18 protein-coding genes and 2 pseudogenes are annotated in these 25632 nt (G+C 68.0%); 8 read left to right on the top strand and 12 right to left on the bottom strand.

From position 1 onward, the window contains the following. Positions 1–5: 5 nt before the first annotated feature. The 4 genes from glmU to HMPREF9336_RS02465 form a co-directional block, all read right to left on the bottom strand. A complete protein-coding gene (gene glmU, locus HMPREF9336_RS02480) occupies positions 6–1487 on the bottom strand; it encodes a bifunctional UDP-N-acetylglucosamine diphosphorylase/glucosamine-1-phosphate N-acetyltransferase GlmU (RefSeq protein ID WP_007471671.1) in 1482 nt (493 codons plus the stop codon). A 78-nt stretch (positions 1488–1565) separates the two neighbouring features. Further along, positions 1566–2924: a phthiocerol/phthiodiolone dimycocerosyl transferase family protein gene (locus HMPREF9336_RS02475; RefSeq protein ID WP_244431582.1), complete on the bottom strand. Its 1359-nt coding sequence runs from the start codon at positions 2922–2924 to the stop codon at positions 1566–1568. Between the two features lie 148 nt (positions 2925–3072). Next, positions 3073–3546 carry a hypothetical protein gene (locus tag HMPREF9336_RS02470; protein WP_007471673.1) on the bottom strand — a complete coding sequence of 158 codons (474 nt, stop codon included), beginning with the start codon at positions 3544–3546 and terminating at the stop codon, positions 3073–3075. Positions 3547–3734: 188 nt separating this feature from the next. Next, positions 3735–4685: an SDR family oxidoreductase gene (locus HMPREF9336_RS02465; protein ID WP_007471674.1), complete on the bottom strand. Its 951-nt coding sequence runs from the start codon at positions 4683–4685 to the stop codon at positions 3735–3737. Between the two features lie 120 nt (positions 4686–4805). Here HMPREF9336_RS02465 and HMPREF9336_RS17775 point away from each other — a divergent pair. Beyond that, positions 4806–5420, top strand: a pseudogene (locus HMPREF9336_RS17775) (TetR/AcrR family transcriptional regulator); the annotation flags it as partial. A 114-nt stretch (positions 5421–5534) separates the two neighbouring features. Here the strand turns inward: HMPREF9336_RS17775 and HMPREF9336_RS02455 are convergent. Both HMPREF9336_RS02455 and HMPREF9336_RS02450 read right to left on the bottom strand, forming a co-directional pair. Then, on the bottom strand, positions 5535–7412 hold the full coding sequence (locus HMPREF9336_RS02455; protein WP_021029963.1) for a YhgE/Pip domain-containing protein: 1878 nt from the start codon (positions 7410–7412) through the stop codon (positions 5535–5537). 10 nt (positions 7413–7422) lie between these two features. Beyond that, positions 7423–8169 carry a hypothetical protein gene (locus tag HMPREF9336_RS02450; RefSeq protein WP_021029962.1) on the bottom strand — a complete coding sequence of 249 codons (747 nt, stop codon included), beginning with the start codon at positions 8167–8169 and terminating at the stop codon, positions 7423–7425. A gap of 79 nt (positions 8170–8248) precedes the next feature. Between HMPREF9336_RS02450 and HMPREF9336_RS02445 the strand changes: the two genes are divergently transcribed. From HMPREF9336_RS02445 to HMPREF9336_RS02430, 4 genes and pseudogenes are all read left to right on the top strand, one after another. Further along, entirely contained in the window at positions 8249–9262 is a 1014-nt protein-coding gene (locus tag HMPREF9336_RS02445; RefSeq protein WP_007471678.1) for an enoyl-CoA hydratase/isomerase family protein, read from the top strand. Between the two features lie 108 nt (positions 9263–9370). Then, positions 9371–11007, top strand: a pseudogene (locus HMPREF9336_RS02440) (fatty acyl-AMP ligase). 438 nt (positions 11008–11445) lie between these two features. Further along, positions 11446–11868 carry an MmpS family transport accessory protein gene (locus tag HMPREF9336_RS02435; RefSeq protein WP_007471680.1) on the top strand — a complete coding sequence of 141 codons (423 nt, stop codon included), beginning with the start codon at positions 11446–11448 and terminating at the stop codon, positions 11866–11868. 90 nt (positions 11869–11958) lie between these two features. Beyond that, a complete protein-coding gene (locus HMPREF9336_RS02430) occupies positions 11959–14874 on the top strand; it encodes an MMPL/RND family transporter (RefSeq protein ID WP_007471681.1) in 2916 nt (971 codons plus the stop codon). A 124-nt stretch (positions 14875–14998) separates the two neighbouring features. On the opposite strand, the gene HMPREF9336_RS02425 is transcribed toward HMPREF9336_RS02430, so the two are convergent. Beyond that, positions 14999–16186 (bottom strand): aminotransferase class V-fold PLP-dependent enzyme, encoded by a 1188-nt coding sequence (locus HMPREF9336_RS02425; protein ID WP_007471682.1) that lies wholly within the window; start codon positions 16184–16186, stop codon positions 14999–15001. Positions 16187–16275: 89 nt separating this feature from the next. Between HMPREF9336_RS02425 and HMPREF9336_RS02420 the strand changes: the two genes are divergently transcribed. After that, complete coding sequence (locus HMPREF9336_RS02420) at positions 16276–16764, top strand: EVE domain-containing protein (RefSeq protein WP_007471683.1); 489 nt, start codon at positions 16276–16278, stop codon at positions 16762–16764. On the opposite strand, the gene HMPREF9336_RS02415 is transcribed toward HMPREF9336_RS02420, so the two are convergent. Continuing rightward, entirely contained in the window at positions 16765–18210 is a 1446-nt protein-coding gene (locus HMPREF9336_RS02415) for an MFS transporter (protein ID WP_040584566.1), read from the bottom strand. Positions 18211–18487: 277 nt separating this feature from the next. On the opposite strand from HMPREF9336_RS02415, the gene HMPREF9336_RS02410 reads away from it, so the two are divergent. Both HMPREF9336_RS02410 and HMPREF9336_RS02405 read left to right on the top strand, forming a co-directional pair. Continuing rightward, complete coding sequence (locus HMPREF9336_RS02410; protein ID WP_007471686.1) at positions 18488–19975, top strand: DNA-3-methyladenine glycosylase 2 family protein; 1488 nt, start codon at positions 18488–18490, stop codon at positions 19973–19975. Beyond that, the gene (locus tag HMPREF9336_RS02405; protein ID WP_007471688.1) at positions 19972–20571 is read left to right on the top strand and encodes a class I SAM-dependent methyltransferase; all 600 of its coding nucleotides are present in this window, start codon (positions 19972–19974) and stop codon (positions 20569–20571) included. Before HMPREF9336_RS02410 ends, HMPREF9336_RS02405 begins: the two co-directional genes overlap by 4 nt. A gap of 4 nt (positions 20572–20575) precedes the next feature. Here the strand turns inward: HMPREF9336_RS02405 and HMPREF9336_RS02400 are convergent, their stop codons facing one another. From HMPREF9336_RS02400 to HMPREF9336_RS02385, 4 genes are all read right to left on the bottom strand, one after another. Continuing rightward, on the bottom strand, positions 20576–21853 hold the full coding sequence (locus HMPREF9336_RS02400; protein WP_007471690.1) for a phthiocerol/phthiodiolone dimycocerosyl transferase family protein: 1278 nt from the start codon (positions 21851–21853) through the stop codon (positions 20576–20578). 245 nt (positions 21854–22098) lie between these two features. Then, a complete protein-coding gene (locus HMPREF9336_RS02395; protein ID WP_007471692.1) occupies positions 22099–23112 on the bottom strand; it encodes an alpha/beta hydrolase in 1014 nt (337 codons plus the stop codon). A gap of 209 nt (positions 23113–23321) precedes the next feature. After that, positions 23322–24236, bottom strand: coding sequence for an alpha/beta hydrolase (locus HMPREF9336_RS02390; RefSeq protein ID WP_244431581.1), 915 nt, complete (start codon positions 24234–24236; stop codon positions 23322–23324). Between the two features lie 345 nt (positions 24237–24581). Continuing rightward, a complete protein-coding gene (locus HMPREF9336_RS02385) occupies positions 24582–25562 on the bottom strand; it encodes an alpha/beta hydrolase (RefSeq protein ID WP_007471697.1) in 981 nt (326 codons plus the stop codon). Positions 25563–25632 lie beyond the last annotated feature (70 nt).

Here is a 25632-nt window from a genome sequence, read left to right as displayed (position 1 = left end):
CGCGGTCACGTGCTGCTTTCTCCTTCATCCAAGCCGAGCGCTTCGGCCGCCGCTTTCGCGGAGTTCGTTCCGGGCCGTTTCCGAAGCGTCCATTCAGGAATGATGCGCTGCTTTCCTGAGGAAACGGCAAGAGCACCGGGCGGGACGTCCTCGGTGAGGACAGTACCGGCCCCGGTGTACGCCCCGTGCCCAACAGCGAGCGGCGCGACGAACATCGTATCCGACCCGGCGCGGACGTGGTCGCCGACGACGGTGGTGTGCTTGTTCACGCCGTCGTAGTTGACGAACACGCTCGACGCGCCGATGTTGCTGTGCTCCCCGATGACCACGTCCCCCGCGTAGGTCAGATGCGGGATCTTGCTGCCGGCTCCGATCTTCGCGTTCTTGGTCTCCACGAACGTCCCGATCTTGCCCTCGGCCCCAAGGACGGTGCCAGGACGCAGGTACGCGTACGGCCCGACCTGCGCGCGGTCGCCGACCTGCGCGCAGGTCGCGTGCGTTCGGGACACGACCGCGTCCTCGCCGACGGCAGTGTCCTCCAGCGTGGTGTCCGGGCCGATCTGCGCCCCGGCCTTGACCGAGGTCGCCCCCTTGAGCTGCGTGCCGGGCTCGATCCGCACGTCGGGCTCGATCTCGACCCCGACGTCGATCCAGGTGCTCGCCGGGTCCACGACGGTGACGCCCGCGAGCATGTGCCCGCGCAGGATCCGGCGGTTGAACTCGGCGGCCAGATCGGCGAGCTGCACAAGGTCGTTGCAGCCCTCCAACGCCACCGGGTCCGAGGCGACGGACCCGATGACCGAGCGGCCTTGGCCGAGCGCGATCTCGACCACATCGGTGAGATACCGCTCGCCCTGCGAGTTCGCGGATCCGAGGTCCGGCAGCGCCGCGCGCAGGAGCGGGGCCTCGAACGCGTACACCCCGGAGTTCACTTCCAAGACGCGGCGCTGCTCGTCGGTGGCTTCGCGCTCCTCGACGATGCCGACCAGCGCGCCGTCCGACGAACGCAAGATCCTGCCGTAGCCGTAGGGCTCCGCGACGACGCGGGTGAGGACCGAGCCCTCGGCCCCGCTCTCGTGGTGGCTGGCCAAGAACCGGCCGAGCGTCGCGCCGTCAAGCATGGGGAAGTCGCTGTAGATGACCAGCACCGTCCCGCCGAAAGGCTTGCCGTCGGGGTCCGGTGGGATCGCCGCCAACCCCGCTTCGGCCGCCCCGCCGGTGCCGTCCGGGACGGGCTGGATCGCGATGGACGCGGGCACGCCGACGAGCCCGCCGACCCGCGCGGCCTCCTCCGCCACACGCTCCCCCTGCGGGCTGACCACGACCGCCAAATGCGCAGGTTCGAGGGCGGCCGCAGCACGCACGGCGTGCTCCAACATGCTCCGCCCGGCGATCCGGTGCAGCGGCTTGGGGATCTTCGACCGCATCCGGGTCCCGGAGCCCGCGGCCAAGACCAGCACGGCGAGACGAGGTCCAAAAGTCACCACCGCAGAGTACCCTGGTCCCTCGCCGCCTTGAAAAACCCGCGCGGGCGGGAGCCGCAGATCGCCGCGCGGACCCCGGAATCAGGCGAGGAGCGTGTCGAAGGCCTTCTGCAAAGCCCTGATCACCGAAGCGGTGTCCGCGCCCGAGCTGCCGAACTGGAACAGGTCGAGGCTCAGCCTGTCGTCGAAAGTGGACACCAGGTAGGAGTGGTTGCGCGAGGCTCCGAGCGCCTGCTGCGCTTTGACGTCGAACTGCTCGGGGCTCGGGTCCGAGTGGATGACACCGTGCACGTCTTCCAGGACTATGCAGTCGGGCACGACCAGTTCGGGCAGCACGCCGACGTTCGTGATGAACACCGTGTCGGGCATCGGCTTGGACACCGCGACAGAGAGTTCGCGCATGATGTTCGTCAGACCGGACATCTGCAGGAGGCTCTGCGGCATGATGCCGCGCTCGAGGTCCACCGCGATCTGGTCGCGGACCTGCCGAGCCCAGGCGATGGGGTCGTCCCCGCGCTGGGCGAGGACCAGCGTCGTGGAGTTCCCTGAGAAATTGGTCACCGAAGTCGGGTCCTCCACTGAGGGGCTCACCCTGGTCCGCACGTCCACGGCGGAGCGCAACTGCAGGATCAAGAAGTCGGGGGAGCCCTCCAAGAGGAGTTCGGCGAGCACCGACGCGGCGGACACGAGCCCGTGCACGCTGATCTGGGTGCGCTTGCCGAGCGCGATCAACGCGGCGGTCTGCTCCCGGCTCAGGCGCAGCCGGTCATGGGCCACGGCGAACTGGGCGCGCGCGACAGGCTCCTCGACCGGGGCCTCGGCTTCGCGGGGAGCGGCGGACGACATCGCCTGGGTGAAGAACGCGGCGGTCTCCTCGCCGTAGCTCTGGCGGAGGAACTCGTCGAAGGCGAGTTTTTTCACGCCGCGCTCGGACAGCGCCGCCTCCGGCGGCATGGGCAGCGGTCGCGCCGGGCCGACCTCTGCCCGCCCGGTGGTCACCAGGCTCGTGTAGAGCGCGAAGATCTCGGCCAAATACGTGATCATCACTCGGCCGTCCGAGAGCGAATGATGGCAGGAGAACACGAGCCGGAACCGCTCGCCTTGCCTGGTCACCCGCAACGCGAGCGCTTCGCCGCCGCAGAGGAGCAGATCCGAGTCCCGCAGCGGGCGGTCCGGATCGCCCTCCTCGACCGCGCAGACCGGAGCGTCGGCCCGGTCCAGCCGCAACGTGTGCCCCGTGCCGTCCGCCGCGCGCACGACGCGCCCGCCCACCACTGGGTACTTGGCCCGCAGCAAGGCAAGCGCCTGGCGCAGAGCTTCTTCGTCGAGCGGGCCCCGGCCCCGGATGACCGCGTTGATCGTCGCGGACATACCGGCCATGAACGACTCCATCCCGGAGAGTTCCCGGGCGAACGGAGCCTCGATCCGAACACTGGTCACGGGCGCAGTATATAGCGCAAGACCAGCGTCGAACCGAGCCAGGGCGGCGGTCGCAGCGCCTCTCGCACTAGGATTCACCTGCGGTAACACGAAAGTTCACCCTGCCGCAAGCCGGATGTCGGCGGGAGCCCCGACGACGCGGGCGAGGCTACGGGGAGAGCTGCGCGTTGAGCCAGGACGGGAACAGGTTGGCGCGCTTGGAGATCGTCGCGAACGCGAGGAGGAACGGGGCCGAGAGCCCGCCGATCAAATAGGCCGAGACCAAGCAGACCACGCGCAAAGCGTGGACGACTCCGGCGTCCGCCTTGTCCACCAGCAGCACATTGGCGGCGAGAATACCGAACAAGACGGCGAGGAACGCCACTGTGACGATGTCGCTCCCCACCGCCGTCCAACTGAGCCGATGGCCAGGACTGGTGTCCGCCGCGTAGAGCTTGCTGGCGACGAGCGCGTTGCAGTAGATCGTGGCGGGGAAGGACAGGAACGTCAGCCCCATGACCGCCTCGAGGAGGACATTGTCATCGCGCACAAAGGCGACGATGGCAGCGGCCGAGCCTCCGTCGGGGAGTATGAGCAGGCACAACGCGAAAGCCGCCGCGTCGGCGGCATCCGCCAGCGGCATCCGCCAGCACCGACACAGCCCCTTGATCGGCGCAGCCTGTGCCGAACCTCGTATATGAGACCGAAAGTATCATGTGTCATTCGGCTCGCGCAAGAGGTCGCGCGGCCCCGATCAGCGCCACCGGCGGCTGGGGTTCGCGGTCCGAGCGCGGCTCCCACGGCGCCCCTCCTTGCCGTGCGCTGGCCGGGCTAGGAAACTTTGCCGGACAGGTAGCGGACCCCGGTGAGTTGTTCGGAGACCGTCCACAGCCGTCGCGCGGCCGCTTCGTCATTGGCCTGCTTGGGCTCGCGGGCGAGCTTCGCGCCGCCGCCGATCATCCCCATGAAACCAACCGGCCCGTAATAGGCCCCGCCAGTGGCTTCCGGGCTGGTCGCCGCGTACAAGGCAGCCTGAGCCCCTTCGTCGATCTCCTGGAACAGCGGAGTGAGCAGCTGCGACATTCGGCCAAAGAGGTTCGGTTTGTCCGAACCGTAGTTGGGGCCGGCGGTCTGCAGGTTCGTCTTGGTGGCTCCGGGATGCGCCGCGTTGCTCACGATTCCCCAGCCCTCCGCCCGGCTGCGCCGGTCGAGTTCGCGGGCGAAGACGAGGTCGGCGAGCTTCGAGGCTCCGTAGGCGGCGAGCGAGCGGTACCTCCGCTCGCTCTGCAGATCGTCGAAGTCCAGTTTGCCGTAGCGGGCCGCATCGCTGGACATGGTGGTCACACGGGGGTTCTCGGCAGCGCGCAGCAGCGGCAGCAGGTGGCCGGTGAGAGCGAAATGGCCGAGGTAGTTGCTGCCGAATTGCAGCTCGAAGCCGTCTTCGGTGACCTCGCGCCTCGGCGGAGTCATGACCCCGGCGTTATTGACCAGGATATGGATCGGGCGCGCCTCGGCGTTCAGCTGCTCGCCGAGCGCCGCGACAGACGCGAGGCTCGCAAGGTCCAGACGGCGCAAGCCGACCCGCGCCTTCGGATTCTCGGCCTTGATCCTGGCCGCCGCGTCTTCGCCCTTTTGCTGGTTGCGGACGGCGAGCAGGACCTCTGCGCCGGCCTCGGCGAGACGCTTGGCGATGCCGAAGCCGAGGCCGGAATTGGCCCCGGTGACGACGGCCAATCTGCCAGTGAGGTCGGGGACGGCGAGGTTGAGGGATCTGCGGGACATCGGAGTCCTCCTAAAACTCGTGCGGAATTCTCGAACTCGGCCCAATATCAGACCGATGGTCTGATATTAAGAGACCAATGGAACTTTGTCAAGAGACCGCCGGACTGTTAAACTGTGGCGATGAAGCACAAAGACTGCGGGTTCCAGCGCGCTCGCAGCCCCGAACAAGTGGAACAGCGCCGCCGGGCCATTCTCGACACGGCTTCGGACATGCTGCGCACGATGCCGATCGCCGAGATCAGCCTGCGCGAGCTCTCCTCCCGCGTCGGGCTCGCGAAGTCCAACGTGCTGCGCTACTTCGACAGCCGCGAGGCGATTTTCCTGGAGATCCTCGAACGCGAGCAGCGCGCCTGGCTGGACGAGTTGGCGCGCGTCTTCGCCTCGGAGGGCGCGGCGGCGGGCACCGCTGCCGCCACGCCTTTCGCGAGGGAGGCCGCCGTCGCCCACACCATCGTCGAATCCCTCGTCGCGCGGCCCCTGCTGTGCGAGCTGATCTCGGCAATGGCCAGCGTGCTGGAGCGCAATATCTCCATCGAGTTCGCCCGCGACTTCAAACGACGCGCGAACCAGAACATCGCCCGCCTCGCAGATGTCCTCGCCCTCGCGCTCCCCGGGCTCAGCCCGGTTTCCGCCGTTCTCGGAGCCGGGTCCGTCCACGTCCTCGCATCGGGGCTCTGGCCGTACGGCCAGCCCACCGAGGAGATCCGCGCCGTGTTGACCGAGATGGGCATGCCCACCGGCGAAGAGCTATTCCACGAAGGGCTGCGCGAGATGCTCACCGTCCAGCTCATCGGCCTCCGAACGCGCGAGGCGGCCAACGGGGGACGACAACCGCGCTCGCAGAAGCCGTCAGCCGGTTTTGATCTGCGGGATCAACCTCGTGAGCGTCCACATGCGGTCCCGCCGCGCCGCGAGCATGGACACCACCAACGAGCCGATCCCCACCAAGGCGAGCACCGCGATCGACTGCCACAGCCGATACTCGATCCCGCCGGACACCAGCTCGCGCAGGCCGGTCACGCTGTAGGACATCGGGTCGAACGCGTGGAGGACCTGGAAGGGCTTCGCCGTCGTCTCCACTGGGTACAGCCCGCCCGAGCTGACCAGCTGCACCATCAAGAGCATCATCGCCAGCACCTTGCCGATCGTGGCCCCGAAGAACGCGTTGATCGCTTGGACCAGCGCGACGAACACGCAGGATGCGAGCACCATGAACCCGAGCATTCCGGCCGGATGCGCCGGATGGAGCCCCAACGCGAGATTGACCACGAGGAAGACCACCGCCGCCTGGCATGAGGCGAGCGCCGCGACCGGCAAGTAGCTGGAGAGCACCACGCGGATCGGCAACGCCTCGGCCGCTATCGCGCGGTTCGACAGCGCCCGGAACACCATCCACAGCATGAGCGTGCCGAAGAACAGCGAGAGCGAGATGAAGAACGGCGACATCCCCACCCCGAAGTACGGCGCGGCGTTGTGATGCGTCGAGTCGAGCTGCACCGGGGCGCTGATCGTGTCCGCTATCGCCTGCCGCTGCTCGTCCGACCACTGCGGAACGTTGTTCGCGCCCTCTTGCAGCTTGGTCGCCAGCTCGCGGTTGCCCGCCGCCAGCCGCGCCGAGCCGTCGGCGAGCTGGTGCGCGCCGTCGTTGAGCTTCGTGACCCCGCCGCGCACCTCGGCGAGCTTCGCCGCGATCTGCGCCTGCTGCCCCGCCACATGGTCCAGCGCCTGGCCGAGCGGGCTGCCCGGCGCGCCGAAGGCGCTTTGGAACGCGACCGCCGCGTCCTTCGCCGTCCGCGCCTGCGCCCTGATCTCGGGGGTGTACTGGTGCGCGGCGAGCTGGCCTCGCAGCTCCGCGAGCTGCGAGGCGACTTCTCTGGCCTCTGGGTCCGAACTGTCGGACAGCTTCTCGACCGCCGAGCCGAGCCCCTTGGCCACCGCGTCCTGGGCCGCCGCGTCGGCTTCGAGCTTGTCCGCCGCGGCGGCCAGCGCGTCGGCCCCCTGCTGGAACTGCTTCGGGTCGCTGCGCAGCTGGGAAAGCGCGGTCGCGACTTGGAGCAGCGGATCGGTGGCCTGTGTGACTTTGCTTGCCAGCTGCTGCGTGCCCTCGGCCAGCTCGCGATTGCCCGCCGCCAGCTGGTCCGCGCCGTCCGCGAGCAGCGTGGCTCCGTCCGCCGCCTGCCGGACGCCGCCCCCTGCCATGAGCATTTGCGACAGCATCTCGTTCACCGCCTGGCCGGAGATACGGGTCGAGACGGCGGCGACCACTTGGTTCATCGCGCCTTTGCCGACCGTCGAGGAGATGAAGCTGTTGGCGTCGTTGTAGACGACTTTCAGCTGCGCCCGCTCCGGACTCCCGGTGACCGGCGAGGCAATCGCCTCGCTGAAGTTCTCGGGCAGCTCCACCATGAAGTAGTACTTGCCGCTTTGGATCCCCGCCTCGGCGGCGGCCTCGTCGACGACGTGCCAGTCCAGGCTCCGGTCGTCGTCGAGGCTCTTGGTCACCTGCGCGCCGACGTTGACGCGCTGTCCGTTCATCTCGGCTCCCCGGTCGGCGTTGACCAGGGCGACCGGCAGGTGGTTCAACTGCCCGAACGGATTCCAATACGCCCACATGTACAGCGCGCTGTAGCACAGCGGCAAGAGCACCAGCACCACCAGCGCGGCCCTGGTGATCCGGCTCCCGCCGAAACGTTTGATCTCGGATCCGAATGCGAGTCCGGCAATCACAATGAGCTCCTCACAGGTCCAAGCCGCACTGGTGCAGCGTGTGGTCGGGGGCAGTCGGGCCGAGCGGGTTGGTCACGCCGACGAGCACCGTGCGCAGGCGGGAGACCGCGGCCAGCCGGTCCAGCGCGCGCGCCCGCCGCTCCTCGTCGCGGACTTGTTCGAGGTCGCCGACCACCAGGACCGGCCTGCCCCCGAGCAGCGCGAGCGTCACGCGCAAGAGGAACAGGTCCATGTCCGTGAGCTCCCGGATCCGCGCCGACGGCTCCGGAGCCTGGTTCTCCCCGTACACGAGGTCGAATTCGGCGCGGCCCGCGTCGGACGGCACCGACGCGTACCACGGCGCGAACCACCGCCGCTGCTCCGCGAGCACCGTGCGCACGGTCACCGGGTCGTCGAGCTCGTCGACGCCCTCGATCGCCGCGACCGCGCACTGCTTGCGGACGGCGCGGGGGTCCGTCTCGCCGAGGACCGTGACCGTGCCCGCCTTCGGACGCAGCCGCCCCGCCAGCGCGAGCAAGAGCGCCGACTGCCTCGGGCCCGCCGGGATCCGCAGCGCGTGCAGGCCGGGGCCGATGTCGAGGTCAACCCCCCGAAAGAGCGGCCCGTGCTCGGTGGCCACTTCGAGCTGGCGCGCGACGACGACCGGCTCGGAGCCGGCCTCTTCCTGCGCCTCCTGCTCCGCGTCGGGGCTGGACTCCTCTTCGGGCACGAGACCCTGCCTCTCTACTTTGATCGTCAGAACGACGCGTTCCACCATAAACGGCTCCGGTCCGAGCGTCATCCGCCCGCGCGCCGCCGCCTGGGCCGGCCCGTGGCGCTGAGGTAGCGTTGGCCCTATGACCTCACACGTGCGCGCCACAGCAGAGAACGGCGTCGGGCATCTCGTCCTCAGCCGCCCCCAAGCCCTCAACGCACTCGACCTCGCCATGATCCGCGAACTCGCCGGGCCGTTGGCCGCGTGGGCGCACGACGACTCGGTGCGCAGAGTGGTGGTCACCAGCGATTCGCCGAAGGCGTTCTGCGCGGGCGGCGACATCCGGGCGATCCGCGAACTCGCCCTGAAGGGCGAGACCGAGTCGATCCGGCAGTACTTCGCCGAGGAGTACACGCTCAACCGGCTCATCGCCGAGTACCCCAAGGAGTACGTCGCCGTGATCGACGGCTACGCCCTCGGCGGGGGCCTTGGCATCAGCGTCCACGGCGCGGAGCGGATTGTGACCGAACACGCCGTCGCCGCGATGCCCGAGACCGCGATCGGCTTCTTCCCCGACATCGGAGCCTCGTACTTCCTCTCCCGGTTGCAGGGCGAGCTTGGGACCTACCTCGGACTCACCGGAGCGCGCTTGACGGGGTCCGACGTGGTCGCTTCGGGCCTGGCCACCCGGTTCGTCCCCCGCGCGCACCTCGCCGACGCGGTCGCCGCGCTGGTCTCCGGGGTGGACTCGGACAGCGTGTGGGGCGCCTACACCGAGGAAGTCCCCCCGATCGGCCTGCCGTTGGAGCGGATCGACGCGGTCTTCGCCGGCCACAGCGCGGCGGACGTCCTCTCCCGGATCGAAGGCGAGACGGGCGAATGGGCGCAAGCGACGCGAGAAGCACTCGCCGCCGCCTCGCCGACCTCGCTGGCCGTCACGCTCCGCCTGATCCGCGAAGGGGCCGCGAGCGACCTGGCGGCGTGCCTGGCCCGCGAGTTGGACCTCGCCACGACGGTGACCAAGACCGAGGACTTCGCCGAGGGGGTGCGCGCCGCGCTCGTGGACAAGGACCGCTCCCCGACGTGGCGGCCCAATGCCGTCGCCGATGTCGCGCCGGACACGATCGAGGAACTTTTCCGCCCTCACCCCGCGTGAACAAACGGCAATCTCCCGCTGAACCCGCCGCGACATGACACAATTGGTTGCTCTGTGAAGAGTCTAAGAGTACTCTAAGGTCACTGTCCACAACCCGAGGAGCACAGTTTGAGCAGGTTCACGACCGAGATGTTCGCGAACGCCGCAGCCTCCCCCAGAGGCATCGCGACCGGCGATCCGCACGCCCCGCTCTTCCAGACCTGGGGCGAGATCCACGCCGTCGCGCGGCAGATCGCGGGCGGGCTCGCCGAAGTCGGAGTCGAGCCGGGGCACGCGGTCGGCGTCCTCGCGGGCATGCCTGTGGACATCGCCCCGCTCGTGCAGGGCGTCTGGATCCGGGGCGCGTCCATCACCATGCTCCACCAGCCCACCCCCCGCACCGACCTGATCCAGTGGGCCGAAGACACCCTGCGGGTGGTGCGCATGATCAACGCCGACGTGGTCGTGGTCGGCGAGCCGTTCGAGCCCGCCGTCGACGTGCTGCGCCAGCACGGCATCCGCGTCGCGCTCATCAGCGAGCTGCGCAAGGGCCCGAGCATCGCCCCGTCCCGATGGGCGAGCAGGACGTGGCGCTGCAGCAGCTGACCTCCGGCTCCACCGGCATCCCCAAGGCCGTCGTGATCACCCACGAGAACCTGTACTACTGCGCGCACGCCCAGCACGACGGCTTGAGCTTCGACGTCGAGACCGACGTCACGATCTCCTGGCTGCCGCTCTTCCACGACATGGGCATGATCGGCTACCTCGCCACCCCGATGATCCTCGGCGGCCAGTCCGTGCACGTCACGCCGATGGACTTCCTGCGCTCGCCGCTGCTGTGGGCTGAGCTGATCGGCAAATACCGGGGCACGGTCACCGCCGCCCCGAACTTCGCCTACTCCCTGCTGGCCCGCCGCCTGAACCAGGCTCCGGACGGCGCGGTCGACCTCTCCTCCATGAAGTACATGATGAACGGGGCCGAGCCGGTCTCGCCGGAGACCATGGAGGCCATCGTCCAGGCCGGAGCCCGGTTCGGGCTGAGCCCGGAAGCCATCGCGCCGTGCTACGGCATGGCCGAGACCACTCTCGCGGTCTCGCTCCCCGTGCGCGGCACGGGCCTTCGCGAGGAAGTCGTCGACGCGGACCTCTTGGAGCTCATGGGCCGCGCCGTGCCCGCGACGAAGGGGCATGTGCGCCGCCTCGCCACGCTCGGCAAGATCGTCGATCCGCTTGAGATCAAAGTGGTCGACGACGAGGGCCGCGCCATCGAGCCACGCCAAGTCGGCGTGATCCACCTGCGCGGAGACGTGGTCTCCCCCGGCTACATCACCGTTGACGGCCCCGTGCCGATGACCGACGCCGAAGGCTGGCTCGACACCGGCGACGTCGGGTACGTGACCGAGGACGGCGAAGTGGTCGTCTGCGGACGCGTCAAAGACGTGATCATCATGGGCGGGCGCAACATCTACCCCACCGACATCGAGCGCGCCGCGTGCGGCGTGCCCGGAGTCCGCGCGGGCAACGCCGTCGCCGTGCGGCTCGACGCCGGCGAGCTGCGCGAGTCGTTCGCCGTCGTGGTGGAGAGCAAGCTGCACGAGGACGAGGAAGAGTCCGAGCGCATCAGGCACGACATCGTGCACGCCGTGTTCTCCGAGGTCGGCGTCCGGCCGCGCAAGGTCGTGGTGCTCGGCCCCGGCACCCTGCCGAAGACCTCGTCCGGCAAGCTCAAGCGCTCGGGTTCCGCCGCGCTGCTCGCCTCCGTCTAAAAGCCCGCTCCGCGCCGCTTTTCCTCGCGCAAGCCCGCCCGGCGCAAGCCTGCCCGCTCGAGGCGGTTCCGCCGATCCCGACGAACGGGGCGGCCCCGGCTCGGCGGACACCGGGAAGCGCGAACGGAACCCCCCTTCCGAAAACCATGATCTCCGTCACCCCCTGAGTTCGACAGACTGCGAAAAGTGCGCTTGACAAGCACAGACGCCCTGATTACGATCACAAATCAAGTGTCAATACTATTGACACGGCCATGGAAACCCCCGAGAAAATTGACAGTTGCTTGGTAGTATGCAACAACTGTCTAAGAAATATCTATACTTTCCCTGTCAACCCCCTGAGAGCAAACCTGCCGAACAGAGTTCCTGGGATGCGCGCAGAGGAAACGGGCCCGGGTCGGGCCGCAGACGTGAACAAGCAGAAGGGGTCGTGAGGTCTTGAAGATCTTGAGACGAATATGGCTGCCGTTGATCATCGTGGCCGTGGTCGCGGGCGCGTCGTTCGCGGTTTACCGCATCCACGGGATCTTCGGCGCGGAGACCGTCCGAGCGGCGGAGATCAAGGACAACACCGACCCGGTCATCCCCAAAGACGTGATCTACGAGATCTCCGGCCCGCCGGGCACCAGGGGCGAGGTCAACTACCTCGACGAGCGCGCCAAGCCGCACCGCGAGCAGTTCACGACCCTGCCGTGGAAGCTGGTCATCTCCACCAAGCTCAACTCCATCTTCGCGCAGGTCGTGGCGCAAGGGGACAGCGACAGCCTCAGCTGCCGCATCACCGTCAACGGCGAAGTACGCGACCAGCAGTCCTCGACCGATCACAACGCCTACATCGGCTGCTTGGTGAAGTCCGCATGAGCGCGGCGAGAGCATCCGTCCCCCGAAGCACAGCGCCCCACCGAAGCACAGCGACCCCCGGCCCGCCCGGGCAATGAGGAGCGAGACCGAATGACCACTCCCGCGGCCCCCCACGCCCCCGTCAAACATTCGCGCATCGCGCGGCTCATCCTGCACTCCTCGCCGCTGGTGGTGCTGCTCTGGCTCGTGGGCATCGTCCTGCTGAACGTCTTCGTCCCGCAGCTCGAGGAGGTCGGCAAGGAGAACTCCGTCTCGCTGGCTTCAAAGGAAGCGCCGTCCTACAAGGCGATCCTGCTGCAAGGCAAGCTGTTCAAGCAGTTCGACTCCGACAGCATGGTCATGGTGCTCTTGGAGAGCCAGAAGGGCGACCTTGGCGACGAAGCCCGCGCGTACTACAACAAACTGGTCCAACGCCTGCAGAAAGACACCAAGCACGTCGCGCACGTCCAAGACTTCTGGGGCGCGCGGAACACGGCGGGCGGCGTCCAGAGCGTCGACGCGAAAGCCGCCTACGTGCAGCTGAACCTGATCGGCGACCAAGGCACCAACGAGGGCAAAGAGTCCGTCCAATCGGTGAGCGACGTCGTCAACAACCTGGTGGACTGCAAGCCCGGCGGCGTCGATTGCAAGCACGGCCCCAAGGAGAACGACCCGCCGGCGGACCTGAAGGTCTACGTCACCGGCCAGGCCGCGCTCACGATGGACATGAACGACGCGGGCGACAAGAGCATGATCAAGATGACCATGATCACCCTCGCGGTCATCGTCGTCATGCTGCTCATCATCTACCGCTCCATCATGACGACGCTGCTCATCTTCCTGACCGTCATCCTCGAGCTCAGCGCGGCCAGAGGCGTGGTCGCCGCCCTCGGCCACCACCACGTCATCGGCCTGTCCACGTTCGCGACGAACCTGCTGGTCGCGTTGGCCATCGCGGCGGGTACGGACTACGCGATCTTCCTCGTCGGCCGCTACCACGAGGCGAGAGCGGCGGGCGAAGATCGGATCGACGCGTACTTCACGACCTATCACAGCGTCTCGCACGTCATCCTTGGCTCTGGCCTGACCATCGCGGGCGCGACGTACTGCTTGACCTTCACCAACCTGCCCTATTTCAAGTCGCTCGCCGTCCCCTGCGCCATCGGCATGCTCGTCGTGGTCGCCGCCGCGATGACGCTCAGCCCCGCCGTGCTCCTCTTGGCCACCAAGGTCGGCATGATGGAGTCCAAGCGCAAGATCCAGACCAGGGGCTGGCGCAGGCTCGGCACCGCCATCGCCCGGTGGCCCGGGCCGATCCTCGTCGTGACGATGATCGTCGCCATCATCGGCCTCGGCATCCTGCCGTCCTACCAGGTGAACTACAACGACCGGGACTACATCCCGGACACCCTCCCCTCGAAGATCGGGTACCTCGCCTCGGACAAGCACTTCTCGAAGGCCCGGATGAACCCCGACATCCTGTTGATCGACTCGGCGGTGGACCTGCGCACCCCCGCGAACATGCTCGTGCTCGACCGGATCGCGAAGAACGTGATCCGCATCGACAGCATCGCCAAGGTGCAGAGCATCACCCGGCCGCTGGGAGCCCCCATCGACCACAGCTCCGTCCCCTTCCAGGTGAGCATGAGCTCGACGCCGATGGTCGAGAACATGAACTATCTGAAGGCTCGCATCGAAGACATGCACAAGATGAGCGACGACCTCGGCGAGATGATCGCGGTCCTGAAGCGGATGTACGACATCACCAGCCAGCTGGTCAACGTCACGCACCACATGGTCGGCACCACGGCCGAGATGAAGGCCACCACCGAGCAGATGCGCGACCAGATGAGCTATCTGGACGACTACATGCGCCCGTTCCGCAACTACTTCTACTGGGAGACGAACTGCTGGGAACTCCCGTGGTGTTGGGCCGGGCGGTCGCTCTTCGACGCGCTCGACAGCATCGACAAGCTCACCGACAGCATCGGCTTCATGTACGGCGATATCGCGAAGATGGACCAGCTCATGCCCCAGATGCTGGCCCAAATCCCGCCGATGATCTCCATCTCCACGCATATGCGGGACATCACGCTGACGATGTACAGCTCCTTCAAGGGCCTCATCGACCAGATGGACCGGATGACCGACACCAACTACGTCATGGGAGAGGCCTTCGACCTGGCGAAGAACGACGACTTCTTCTACCTGCCGCCAGAGGCTTTCGACAATGACGACTTCAAAGTCGGTTTGCGGCTCATGCTGTCCCCGGACGGAAAAGCCGCCCAGATGATCGTCACCCACCAGGGCGACCCGGCGGGAGCCGAGGCGCTGGCGACGACAGGGACCGAGCTCAAAGCGGCGAAACAAGCGATCAAGGGCACGCCCCTCGAGGACGCGAACATCTACCTCGGCGGCACTGCTGCGACCTATCACGACATCGGCGAACAGGTCAAATACGACCTGATGATCGCCGTGATCTCGGCGATGAGCCTGATCTTCCTCATCATGCTCATCATCACGCGAAGCATCGTCGCGGCCTTCGTCATCGTCGGCACCATCGCGATCTCGTTGGGCTCCTCGTTCGGGCTCTCCGTGCTCATCTGGCAGCATCTGCTGCACCTGCAGCTGCACTGGTTCGTGATGCCCTTCACCGTCATCATCTTGTTGGCGGTGGGATCGGACTACAACCTGCTCTTGGTCTCCCGGATGAAAGAAGAGCTCCACGGCGGCCTGAAGACCGGCATGATCCGAGCCATCGGCGGCTCCGGCGGAGTCGTCACCTCGGCCGGCCTGGTGTTCGCGTTCACCATGGGCTCGATGATCACCAGCGACCTGATCGCCATCGGCCAATGCGGCACGTCGATCTGTCTCGGCCTCTTGTTCGACACCCTGGTCGTCCGCGCGTTCATGACGCCGTCCATCGCGGCGCTGCTCGGACGCTGGTTCTGGTGGCCGATGCGCGTGCGGACCCACGCCACGCCGCAACCGCCCGCGCCGGCCGCGGCCCAGCCGCACACGGCCTGAGCCGAAGAGACGAGTTCGGCCCCGCAGCCTCTGCTGCGGGGCCGAACTCGTCTCACGGCCAGAACCAGCTCGGGCGACAGCCCTTCCGGGGCGTCCCGGACCTCGCCCCTCGGCCCTGCGCGTCCTACGGCTTCAGTCTGGAAGCCACCTCCGACACCAGCCCCAGCAGATGATCGACCTCCGGTTCCGTGTTGAAGTAGTGCGGCGAGAACCTGACCACATCTGTCAGGCCCTTCGCGGCCATGTCGTGCTGGGCGGAGGTGCGGCGGGAGAAATGGCAGGACACCGAGCGCTCGACGAGCTCGGCCACGACCTCGTCCGCGGACACGCCGTCGAGGGAGAACGTCACGATGCCGCCCAGGTCTTCGCCCAAGTCCCACACCCGCGCCCCCGGGATCCGCGCCAAACCCTCGCGCAGCCGCCGCGCGTTCGCGCGCAGCGCGGCGCTCGCCTCTGCCACCCCGACGTCCAGGAGGTAGTCCACGGCGGCCCCGAGCCCGAGGAATCCGGCGATGTTGCCCTCCCACTGTTCGAACCGGCTCGCGTCCTTCGCGACTTCGTACTCGTCGGGTCCGGTCCACGCCGTCGTGTAGGTGCCGAGCACCCTCGGCTCAAGACCCGCCGTCGTCTTCGGATTGACATAGAGGAAGCCCGTGCCGCGCGGGCCGCGCAGCCATTTGCGCCCGGTGGAGGACATCGCGTCCACGCCCGACTCGGCCACGTCCACCGGGAGCTGCCCAACGGACTGGCAAGCGTCGTGCAGCACCAGCGCCCCGTGCGCGTGCGCGAGCTCCACCACTTCGCGCACCGGGTTGATGAGCCCGCTGTTCGTCGGGACTTCCACGAGCGAGACGAGGCGCACCCGATCGTCCAGCATCGCCTCCAGCGCCCCGAGGTCCACCCTGCCGTGCTGGTCGGACGGGATCACCTCGACGCGCACGCCGGACGTCTTGCCCGCTTTGAGCGCGTTGATCGCGTTGCTGGGATAGTCCGCGCGGCAGGTGAGGATGCGGTCCCCCGGCTCGAACGGCACAGAGGAGAAGAACTCGTTCCACGCCCTGCCCGCCGAGTCGAGCAACGCGACGTCCTCGGGCGCGCTGCCGATCAGCCGCGCGATCGACTGCTTCACGCCCGCGAACCGGTCTTTGGCCGCCTCCGCGGCGCGGTAGCCGCCGATCTGCGCCTCGAGCCTCAGATGGGCGATCACGGCTTCGAGCACCGGCAACGGCGGCAGCGAAGAGCCCGCGCTGTCGAAGAAGAGCGTCCCCATCACGCCGGGAGTGTCCGCGCGGATCCGATCGATGTCGAGCATGCCGGCAGTGTAGCCCCGCCCAGGCCCGAAATGTTGTCAGACCCCTGCCGCACTATGGACGTCACAGCAACGACATCAGGAGGCAAATCATGAGGCACTGGCTTGGAGTCGTCTCGCACGAGCATGTGCGCCGAGGCGTCGAACTCGGTTTCGCCCAGGCGAATCACGGCAAACGGAATCTGCTCGCCAGGATGCGCCGGGGGGACTGGCTCGTCTACTACTCCTCCCGCGAGCGCATCCGCGACGGGGCGCAGGTCCACGCGTTCACTGCGATCGGGCAGGTCGCCGACGACGAACCCTGGCAGGCGGACGAGGGGCGCCTCTCCCCCTCGGGCGCCTCTGGCGATTTTGTCCGTGAGAGCTGCCCCCGGCCGTGGCGGCGACGCGTCCAATACGATCGTACGGCTTCAATCGTGCCGATTGCCGCGCTGCGGGAGCGGCTCGACCTCGCCTCGGGCCCGCATTGGGGCATCCAGCTGCGGCGCGGCCTGATCGAGCTGGGCGAGGACGACTTCCGGCTGATCCACGGCGCGATGGTCCTCGGCTCGACAGGGCAAGCGCTCGGCAAAGCCGGGTGATCAGCTCCCCTCGGCGGCGGCGTCCTCCGCGTCCGCGTCGTGGGCGACCGGCTCCCATCTCCCGATCAGGAGCGCGACGGCCCCGACGACCGGAGCGAGGGCGATCACCCAGAAGACCTTGGTCGACAACGCCGCCGCGAGCACCGGGAAGAGGAACAGGGTCGCTGTCGTCGCGGCGCTGTCCACGCCCCTGCTGAACCCGACGCCGGTCCCCCGGATCCGAGTCGGGTAGCTCAGCGCCGCGAACGTCATGAGGTTCGCCCCCGGACCGCTCGCCTGCGCGAAGAGGTATAGCCCGAGCATCGCCAGCGCCAGCGCGATGGAGGCGGGCCCCGTCGGCACGCCGAGCAGCGCCAGCACGACGAACGCCACAAGCTGGAGCCCGAATCCGATCAAGGTCATCCGCCACGCGCCTCGGCTTCGCGACCAGCCGATGCCCAGCATGCCCCCGGTGAAGGCGAACGCGAGGTTGAGCACCAGCGCGGCGACGATCGTGGTGAGCTCGCCCTGGGCGAGGAACGTCGCGATGATGACCGGCAGACCGAAGGCGACCGAGTTGTAGCCGAAATTCTGCGCGGTGTTCGCGACGAGGTTCTGCAAAGTCCGCCGCCGATAAGGCGGCCGGAACAACTCCCGGTACTTCTGGCCTGCGGAGCTTTGCGCCGTCTCCCGTCGCGCGTCCGGGGCGACCTCGGCTTCGACCCCGTAGCTGCGGCGCAGGATCGCCGCGGCGCCCTCGAGGTCGCCCTGGCCCGCCGCCCATGCGGGCGACTCGTCGATGTAGCGCTTGCGCACCGCGATGATGGCCAGGGCGGGAACCGCCCCGAAGCCCACCACGTACCGCCAGATGTGCTGGTGCTGCTCTGCGGGCAAGAGCGCGTAGATCGCCAGGATGACGACGTAGCAGGCGGTCGTGGCGGCGTACCAGGCCGGGCACCACGCGGCGGTCCGGTCCGACTTGCCGCCCTTGCCTTGCAGCCTGGAGAACTCCGCGAGGAACGCCATCGCGACCGGCAGGTCCATGCCGACGCCGACCCCCATGAGGAAGCGGAAGCCGATGAGCATCGCCGCGTTCACCGCAAGCGCGGCCCCGATGGCCGCCACGACGAAGAAGACCATGTCCGCCATGAAGACCCGGTATCGCCCGATCCGGTCGACCAGCGCGCCGCCGAAGAACGACCCGAAGAGCGCGCCGAGCGAGATCGCGCTGACCACAAGGCCGAGCTGGACCGGCCCGATGTGGAACTGCTCGCGCACCGCCTCCTCGCCGTACGCGAGCGAAGTCAGATCGTAGGCGTCGAGGAAGACCCCGCCGAGCGCGAGCAGCACGATCACCCGCGCGTGCGCCGCGCGGCCCGCCCCCCGGTTCACGATCTCCGAGACATCGGCGGCGGACCGGATCCAGACCGTGCCGCGCTTCTCTTCCTCTCGCGCAGCCGTCGTCACGGGTTCCCGTGAAAATTGCACACTCACATCCGTCACGGTGCTGCCAACTCCTTGGTCCAACGCGAAATTTCCCTGGGGTCCCGCAATGTCTTTCCTCGTCCCTTCTTCGTCGCGCCTGGCGCGGCGTAGGGGGAACGGGCCGGACGCGAAAGATCGAAGCGTAATGGAAACGCTGGTCGCGGTATAGATCCGCGATCAGCCTGCGTCGAATCCCTGCGCCGACGGCAATGTCCGATAACCGCTAGCATGGCGGGGACGGCGCTGGCAAGGTGGACGCATGAGCAACGCAGCAGACCGCGAGCTGGACCCAGGGAGCGGCTTTCAGGCGCGCTATCGGGCAATCGCCTCGAAAGACTCCCGGTTCGACGGGCAGTTCTACACAGCCGTGGCGACCACGCGGATTTATTGCCGCCCGTCCTGCCCCGCGAGGACTCCGAAATCCGAGAACGTCACGTTCTACCCGACAGCCGCGGCGGCGCAGCTCGCGGGCTACCGCGCCTGTCGGCGGTGCGCGCCGGACGCCGTCCCCGGCTCGCCGCAATGGAATCTGCGCTCGGACGCGGCGGCCCGCGCGATGCGGCTCATCGACGACGGCGTCGTGGACCGCGACGGCGTGGAAGGGCTCGCCCGACGGCTCGGCTACTCCAGCCGCCAGCTGAACCGGCTCTTAGTCGCGGAGCTCGGCGCAGGGCCGTTGGCGTTGGCGCGAGCGCGGCGGGCCGCGACCGCGCGAACGCTCATCCAGACCACCGCCCTCCCCTTCGCCGATATCGCTTTCGCCGCAGGATTCGCGAGCGTCCGCCAGTTCAACGACACGATCCAGACAGTCTTCGCCGCCGCCCCTCGCGAGCTGCGGCGCGAGCGTCCTCCCGCGCGCGCCGCCCTCGGCGGGATCGTGCTCAGATTGCCGTTCCGTGGCCCGCTGGACGTGCCATGGATGCGCTGGTTCCTCACCGACCACGCGGTTCCCGGCGTGGAGGAGGTCCGGGCCGGGGACTACCGCCGCACCGTGCGCCTGCCGCATGGGCCGGGGATCGTCTGCGCGCGGATCGAGCCCGAAGGATCCAGCATCCGCGTCCGGTTCCAGCTGGCCGACGCGCGGGATCTGACCGCGGCGGTGAACCGCGTCCGCCGCCTCTTCGACCTCGACGCCGACCCGGAGCCGGTGGACGCGGCCCTCGCCGGGCTGGCCCCCGACCTCGCCGGAGCGATCGCCCGCAGCCCTGGCCTGCGTCTTCCTGGGGCGAGCGACGCGTCGGAGCTGATTCTGCGCACCATGATCGGACAGCAGATCTCCATCGCCGCAGCGCGGACCCACACCGGCAGACTGGCCGAGGCGCTCGGCGACCCGATGGACGATCCCGATCCAGAAGGCTGTCTCACCAGGCTGTTCCCGACTGCGGAGCAGATCGTCGCCGACGACGGCGCTTCCTTGCGAGGCCCCGCCGCCCGCATTCGGTCGATCCTCGCCGTCGCCCAGGCGCTGGCGGACGGCAAGCTCGAACCGCACACCGGCATGGCCCCCGCCGAGCTGCGCGAGCAATTGCTCGGCCTGCCGGGGATCGGGCCGTGGACGGCGGATTATGTCGTGCTGCGCTACCTGCTCGACCCTGACACGCTGCTCGACACCGATCTCGTGGTCCGTCGCGGCGCGGAAAGCCTCGGTTTCGATCTGAAAGAAGCCACCCGCTGCGCGCCGTGGCGCTCGTATCTGGGCCTGCGCCTGTGGCAGCATGTGCTCCACGAGCGAGGAGTCTTCGCGTGACCGAGCGATGGAACACCAATATCCACTATCAGCGCCTCATGGTCCGCGCCGTGCCTGAAACGGCGCGGCGCGTCCTCGATGTCGGCTGCGGCGTCGGGACGCTCGTGCCCGAAGTGCGCGCGAAAGCCCCTGGAGCGCTCATCGTGGGCGTCGACCTGCACGAGGAGAGCCTCCGGATCGCGCGCGCCGAGCATCCCGGTCCGGACCTTGCGTTCGTGCGCGCCGATGTCCTCGCCGCGCCGCTGCGCGACGAGTCGTTCGACGCCATCCTCTCCTCGGCGACGGCGCATCACCTGCCGCTCGAAGCGGCCTTGCGCCGCATGGCCGCTCTGCTGCGTCCGGGCGGGCGGCTCGTCGTGGTCGCCTTGACGCGCGAGCGCCTGCCCGCCGCGCTCCTGTGGGGGCTGGTCGGCGCGGTCGCGTACCGCTGGCACACCTGGGCGCGGGGCAGGCGGAAATGGGAGCATCCCTCCCCTCTCGCCGACCCTGCCTTGAGCTACCGCCAGGTCGAGGCCACCGTCCAGCGCGTCCTGCCGGGAGCGCGGGTCCGCAGGCTCGCCATGTGGCGCTATGCCGTGACCTGGACCAAGCCCTGAGCGGTCATCCGGCGTCCGCCATCTCGCGCAGGTTCGACTCCACCTCGGCGGCCAGCCGGTCCACCTCCGCCGAGGTGAACGCGCCGCCAGGGTAGTGCGCCTCGACAGTGAGGCGGCCGCCGTAGGCGTAGACCATGTAGGTGGAAGCCCCGTTTTCCGAGGGGGCTGGCATCCGGTCCGCGCCGGGGAGTTGGACGGCCTTGATTCTGACCGTGCCGCGCATGTCCTCGACCACAAGCCCGGCCGGGGTCGGCAGAGCTTGGAACTCCCCGACGTTGGTGACGTACAAGGAGGGGGTCCGCATCCGCGCAAAGTCTTCGAACACGTGGTAGATCTGCTGCTGGACCAGGCCGCTCGCCAAGTCCGCCGCCAAGTCCGCAAGCATGCGGGAGCCGAGTTCGAACGGGTCGCTCGCCTCGTCCACCACCGCCTTCGTGTACGCCATGGCGACGAGGTTCGTCCCTTCCACGATCCCGATCGGCGGGTCGATCCGCTCGCGGATGTCCACCGAGCTGCGCAGGCCGATGCCGACCGGGCCCGCCGGATGTCCGGACACCAGCGAGCGCTCCGCTTTCAGGATGGCTCCGCACACCATGCCGTGCAGCGAAACGCCGCGCGCTTTGCCCGCCCGGCGCAACGCCGATGTGGTCTCGGCTTCTAAGGCAATCCGCCGCTCCTCCTCTTCGTCCGAACCGACCGAGCCCGTCGCCGGCCTGCCGCCCCAGACCGTGCCGTCGAGCCGCTCAACGCCGCCCGTCGGCAACTGGACCACGCCGCGCTCGCGCAGCAACGCCTCGGGGGCCGAGGGCATGGGGGCTGCGACCGGCTCGGGAGCCGATCCGGTTGTCGCAATCTTCGTGTACGCCGCCCAGAACTGGGTGTGATAGTGCATGACCGAGCGCGCGTCCGCGACTCCGTGGTGCGCCCCGAACGACACCACGTGCTCGTCCCCCGCCGAGACGACGCTCAGCGCGACCAGCCCGCTGCCCGGAGTCAACGCCCATAGTTCTGGCTCTTCGAGCGCCGCGACGTCTTTGACGAGGACCGGCGGGCCCTGCCCCTCCCCCTCGGCGAGCACGAACCCCTGCTCCCCGAACGTGATCTTCTGGCGCAACACCGGGTACGCGGCCTGCGTGACGCGCAACGCCCCGGCGAGGGCGGCGCGGTCGAGGGGGCCGCGCAGCCGGACGGACAGCCACACCGTGGCCGAGACCGCCGTGAAGAACGTCTCGAATGGGGAGAGCGCCCGGATCGTATTCTGGCGTTCCGCAGGCGAAGCCATCTGCTTTTCCTCCGTTTTCGTCGACCGGACACGGCCTGTCATAGCTGTGCGCTTTTCACACCATTGTCAGATTAACTGACATGAAGACGGCTGGCAAAGAGTGTTCCACCACAGCGCCGACGCTCTATGACAGCCGCCCCACGCGCGCTAGAGCCGACCGGCCCTTGGATCGCGGCCGCCGGGCGCGGCCGCCTTCGACGTGGCGCGGGCTTCGGCCGCCGCCGCTTGCGCGATGCGGCGACCGATCAAGCCCCGATCGACTGCTTCATGTAGTCCAGCGAGTCCCAGAAGTGCTCCTGCCAGTACGGCCAGTTGTGCGTGCCGGCGGCGTCGAGGACGAAACGGGCGTTGAGCCCGGCGGCTTGCGCTTTCTCCTGGAAGTTCTTCGTCTGCGAGTAGGCGATGGTCTCCAGCCCCGCCGCGCTGACCTTGTCCACGCCCGAAAGGTCGCCGTCCTTGTCGGTGGCCCCGCCCCGAGCCGCCGAGATGTACAGCGGGATGCCTTTCAGATCGTTGACGCGCACCGTCGGGTCGTTCTGCGGCCAGCGCGGGCTCCACGGCGGACCCCACATGCAGTCGCTGTTGAAGCCCTGCTCGGAGAGCATCGCGGCCCGCACCGCCTCTCGCATGCCAGGAGCGGTGAGGTTGAGGAACCCGGACAAAGACGAGGCGAAACCGAACCGGTCGCGGTGGTTGGCGGCGAGGATCAGCGCCGCGCCGCCGCCCATGGAGAGACCGACGATGGCGTTTCCGGTCGGCGAGAGCTTGATCGAGCCGAGGTAGTTCGGCAGCGTCGTGCCGATGAACGTCTCCCACATGTAGCGGTACTGCTGGTTGTTGAGGTTGCTCGGCGAGTCCCAGTCGGTGTAGAAGCTCGCGTTGCCGCCGACCGGCTCGACCACGGTGATGCCGCGCTGGGCCGCCTCGTGCACATTGGTCATGTGCTCCCAGCCAGAAACATCCCATGTGGCGCGCAGGCCGTCGAGCAGGATGACGCACTTCTTCGAGCCGTTCGTCGCCCGCCACAGGCGCACCTTCACATCCGGCATCTCGGGCGTGGGCACCATGTGCTCTTCGACCGTCTCGTTCGGGTCCGAGCCGGGGTGGTCGTCCGGCGGGGTCGCGAACGCGGGCTGTGCTTGGCCCGCGAGCGCGACTCCAGCGGCTCCGGCTGTGGCGAGGAGGCCGAAGCGCCGTCTCGAGAACGAGCCGGCCCGCCCCTCCGCCATAACGTTCGCAGCGTTCGCAAAGTTTTCCATGAGGATCCTTTCGGAAAACGACCCTTCGAGGGTCGCACATATCGCCGAGGACTCGGGGGAGCCTCGCCGAGGTGGGCACGGAATCCATCTTGGCCCCTCGGCCTGTGGAGCCTCTGTGAAAGAGCCCCAAGGCCGCTCGTCATCTCTCCGCAGAGAAACCCGAAGGGCCCCGCCGTGCGGCGGGGGCCCTTCGGGCAAGTCTGCTCGGATCAGGCTCCGATGGCGGACTTCATCTGGTCCAAGGAGTTCCAGAGATTGTACTCCCAGTAGGGCCACATGTGCGTGCCCCACGGCTGGATGTTGTACGTGACGTTGACGCCCGCGTTGTCGGCGGCCTGCTTGAACTTCTCGTCATCGCCCTTGATGATGCCCTCGAGGAAGCCCGCCGAGAAGCTGTTGATGAAGTTGTAGTTCGCGTGCTTCGCGTAGTCGTCGTCCCACGGGCCTTTCTCCCCGTTGCCCCAAGAGAGGTACAGCGAGGTGTTGCGGAGCTTGTCGAGCTGCGCAACCGGGTCGTTGGCCCGCCACGTGTCGTTGTAGCCGGGGCCCCACATGCTGTCACAGCTGAAGCCCTGCTCGGACCACATCGAGATGCAGATCTGCCCTCGGCTGCCGTCGTCGAGGTTCATGTAGCCGGAGTAGGCGGCGGCGAATTTGTACTTGTCCGGGTAGTTGGCCGCGAGGATGAACGCGGACGAGCCCGCCATCGACAGGCCGGCGATGGCGTTGCCGTTCGGGTCAAGGCCCTGCGAGGCCATCCAGGCCGGGAGGGTCTTGCCGATGAAGGTCGCCCACATGTAGCGGTAGGGCTGGTTGTTGCCCTGGCTCGGCTGCTGCCAGTCGGTGTAGAAGCTCGCGTTGCCGCCGACCGGCTCGATCACGTTGACGCCGTAGTTCGCCAGGAGGTGCGCGTTGGTCTCGTGCTCCCAGCCGGAGACGTCGTTGGTGGCGCGCAGGCCGTCGAGCAGGACCACCGACTTCTTCGAGCCGTTGGTCGCCTTCCAGACGCGGATCTTCACGTCCGGCATCTCGGGGGTCGGGAGGTAGTACTCCTGCACGTGCGCGAGCGGGCCCGGGTCGTCGGGCGCGGACTTGACGGCCGGAATGGGGCCCGGGTCCTCCATAGCGCTTGCTTGCGGCGCGAGAGCGAAACTGAACCCAGTCGCAACGGCCATCACCCCCGCGAACAGTCTTAGCACACCGGTGCGACGTTCCATGCTCTTCCTTTCCACACGCTTTCGCGAAGTGTTTTAACCTTAGTAGCGCGGTCGCGGGCAATACTGCCAGCCATGACCGCCGAACGGCAAATTCAGCGAACCTATCGCCGTGCGCCGAATCCGAATCTGGTCGAATGCCGCTTGAGCTGCGATTTTTGTTTCGCACGACAGGTTACAAGATACAGAGTATAAGCACACAACCTGAGGAACGGACTCGCGACTCTCAGCAGAATCACAGCTTATCGTGATGCCTCAGACACCAAGCGCGAGCCGGATCTTCGGCAGGGCCTTCCATAACTCGGCCTTCCAGTAGGGCCATGTGTGCGTGCCTTCCTCGGTGAAATCGAAAGTCGCGCGGATGTCAAGCTCGCCGAATCGGCGCTGGAGCGCCCGCGCCTCGGAGTTGGCCATGCCTTCGAGCATCTGCGCGTTGAGCGTGTCGAGCCCGGGGTTCGCCGCGTCGAACGAAGTGGTGCCGCCGCCGCCCGCCGAGATGTACATCGGCAGCCCGCGCAGATCCTCGGCCCGCACCGTGGCGTCGTTCTGCATCCAGCGCGGGCTCCACGGCGGACCCCACATGCTGTCGCTGTTGTAACCGCCGTCGCCGAGCATGACCACGCGGATCGACTCGCGGGCCCCCGGCGCGCTCACGTTCACGAATCCGGAGAACGATCCCGCGAACGCGAAGAGCTCGCGGTGGTTCGCCGCGAGGATGAGCGCCGCCCCTCCCCCCATCGAGGCTCCCGCAATCGCGTTGTGCCGCGAGTCCAGGCCGATGGAGGCCAGGAACTTCGGCAAGGTCACAGCCAGGAACGTCTCCCAAAGATATCGGTACGGCTGGCCGTTGAGATTGCTCCGCGAGTCCCAGTCGGTGTAGAAGCTGGCTTGGCCGCCGACCGGCTCGACGATGTTGATCCCGCCCAGCGCGATGTTCTCGGCGTCGGTGTTCTGCTCCCAGCCGCTGCGCTCCGGCGACGCGCGCAGGTCGTCGAGGAGGATGAGGGATTTCTTGCCGCCGCCGGCCGCCCGCCAAATGCGGACCTTCACATCCGGCATCTCGGGGGTGGGCACCATGTATTCCACGACGTCGGCGCGGGCCCGCGCCGGGAAGCATTGCGGCAGCACGACGGCCCCGAGCACCAGCGCCGCGAGCGCGATCAGCGCCGGGCCGGTTCGGGGCACAGCCTCGGCGAGCCGACTCCATCGGAGCCGGAGACGGTCGACCTGCTCCACAGCTGGCATCGTACCGGTAGGGCGGCGAGCGCACCGACCTTCTCGCCCCGGCGCAGGGTATGCTTTCCAC

Source organism: Segniliparus rugosus ATCC BAA-974, assembly GCF_000185725.2.
Classification (GTDB): domain Bacteria; phylum Actinomycetota; class Actinomycetes; order Mycobacteriales; family Mycobacteriaceae; genus Segniliparus; species Segniliparus rugosus.
This window is presented reverse-complemented; position numbering and strand designations above follow the sequence as displayed.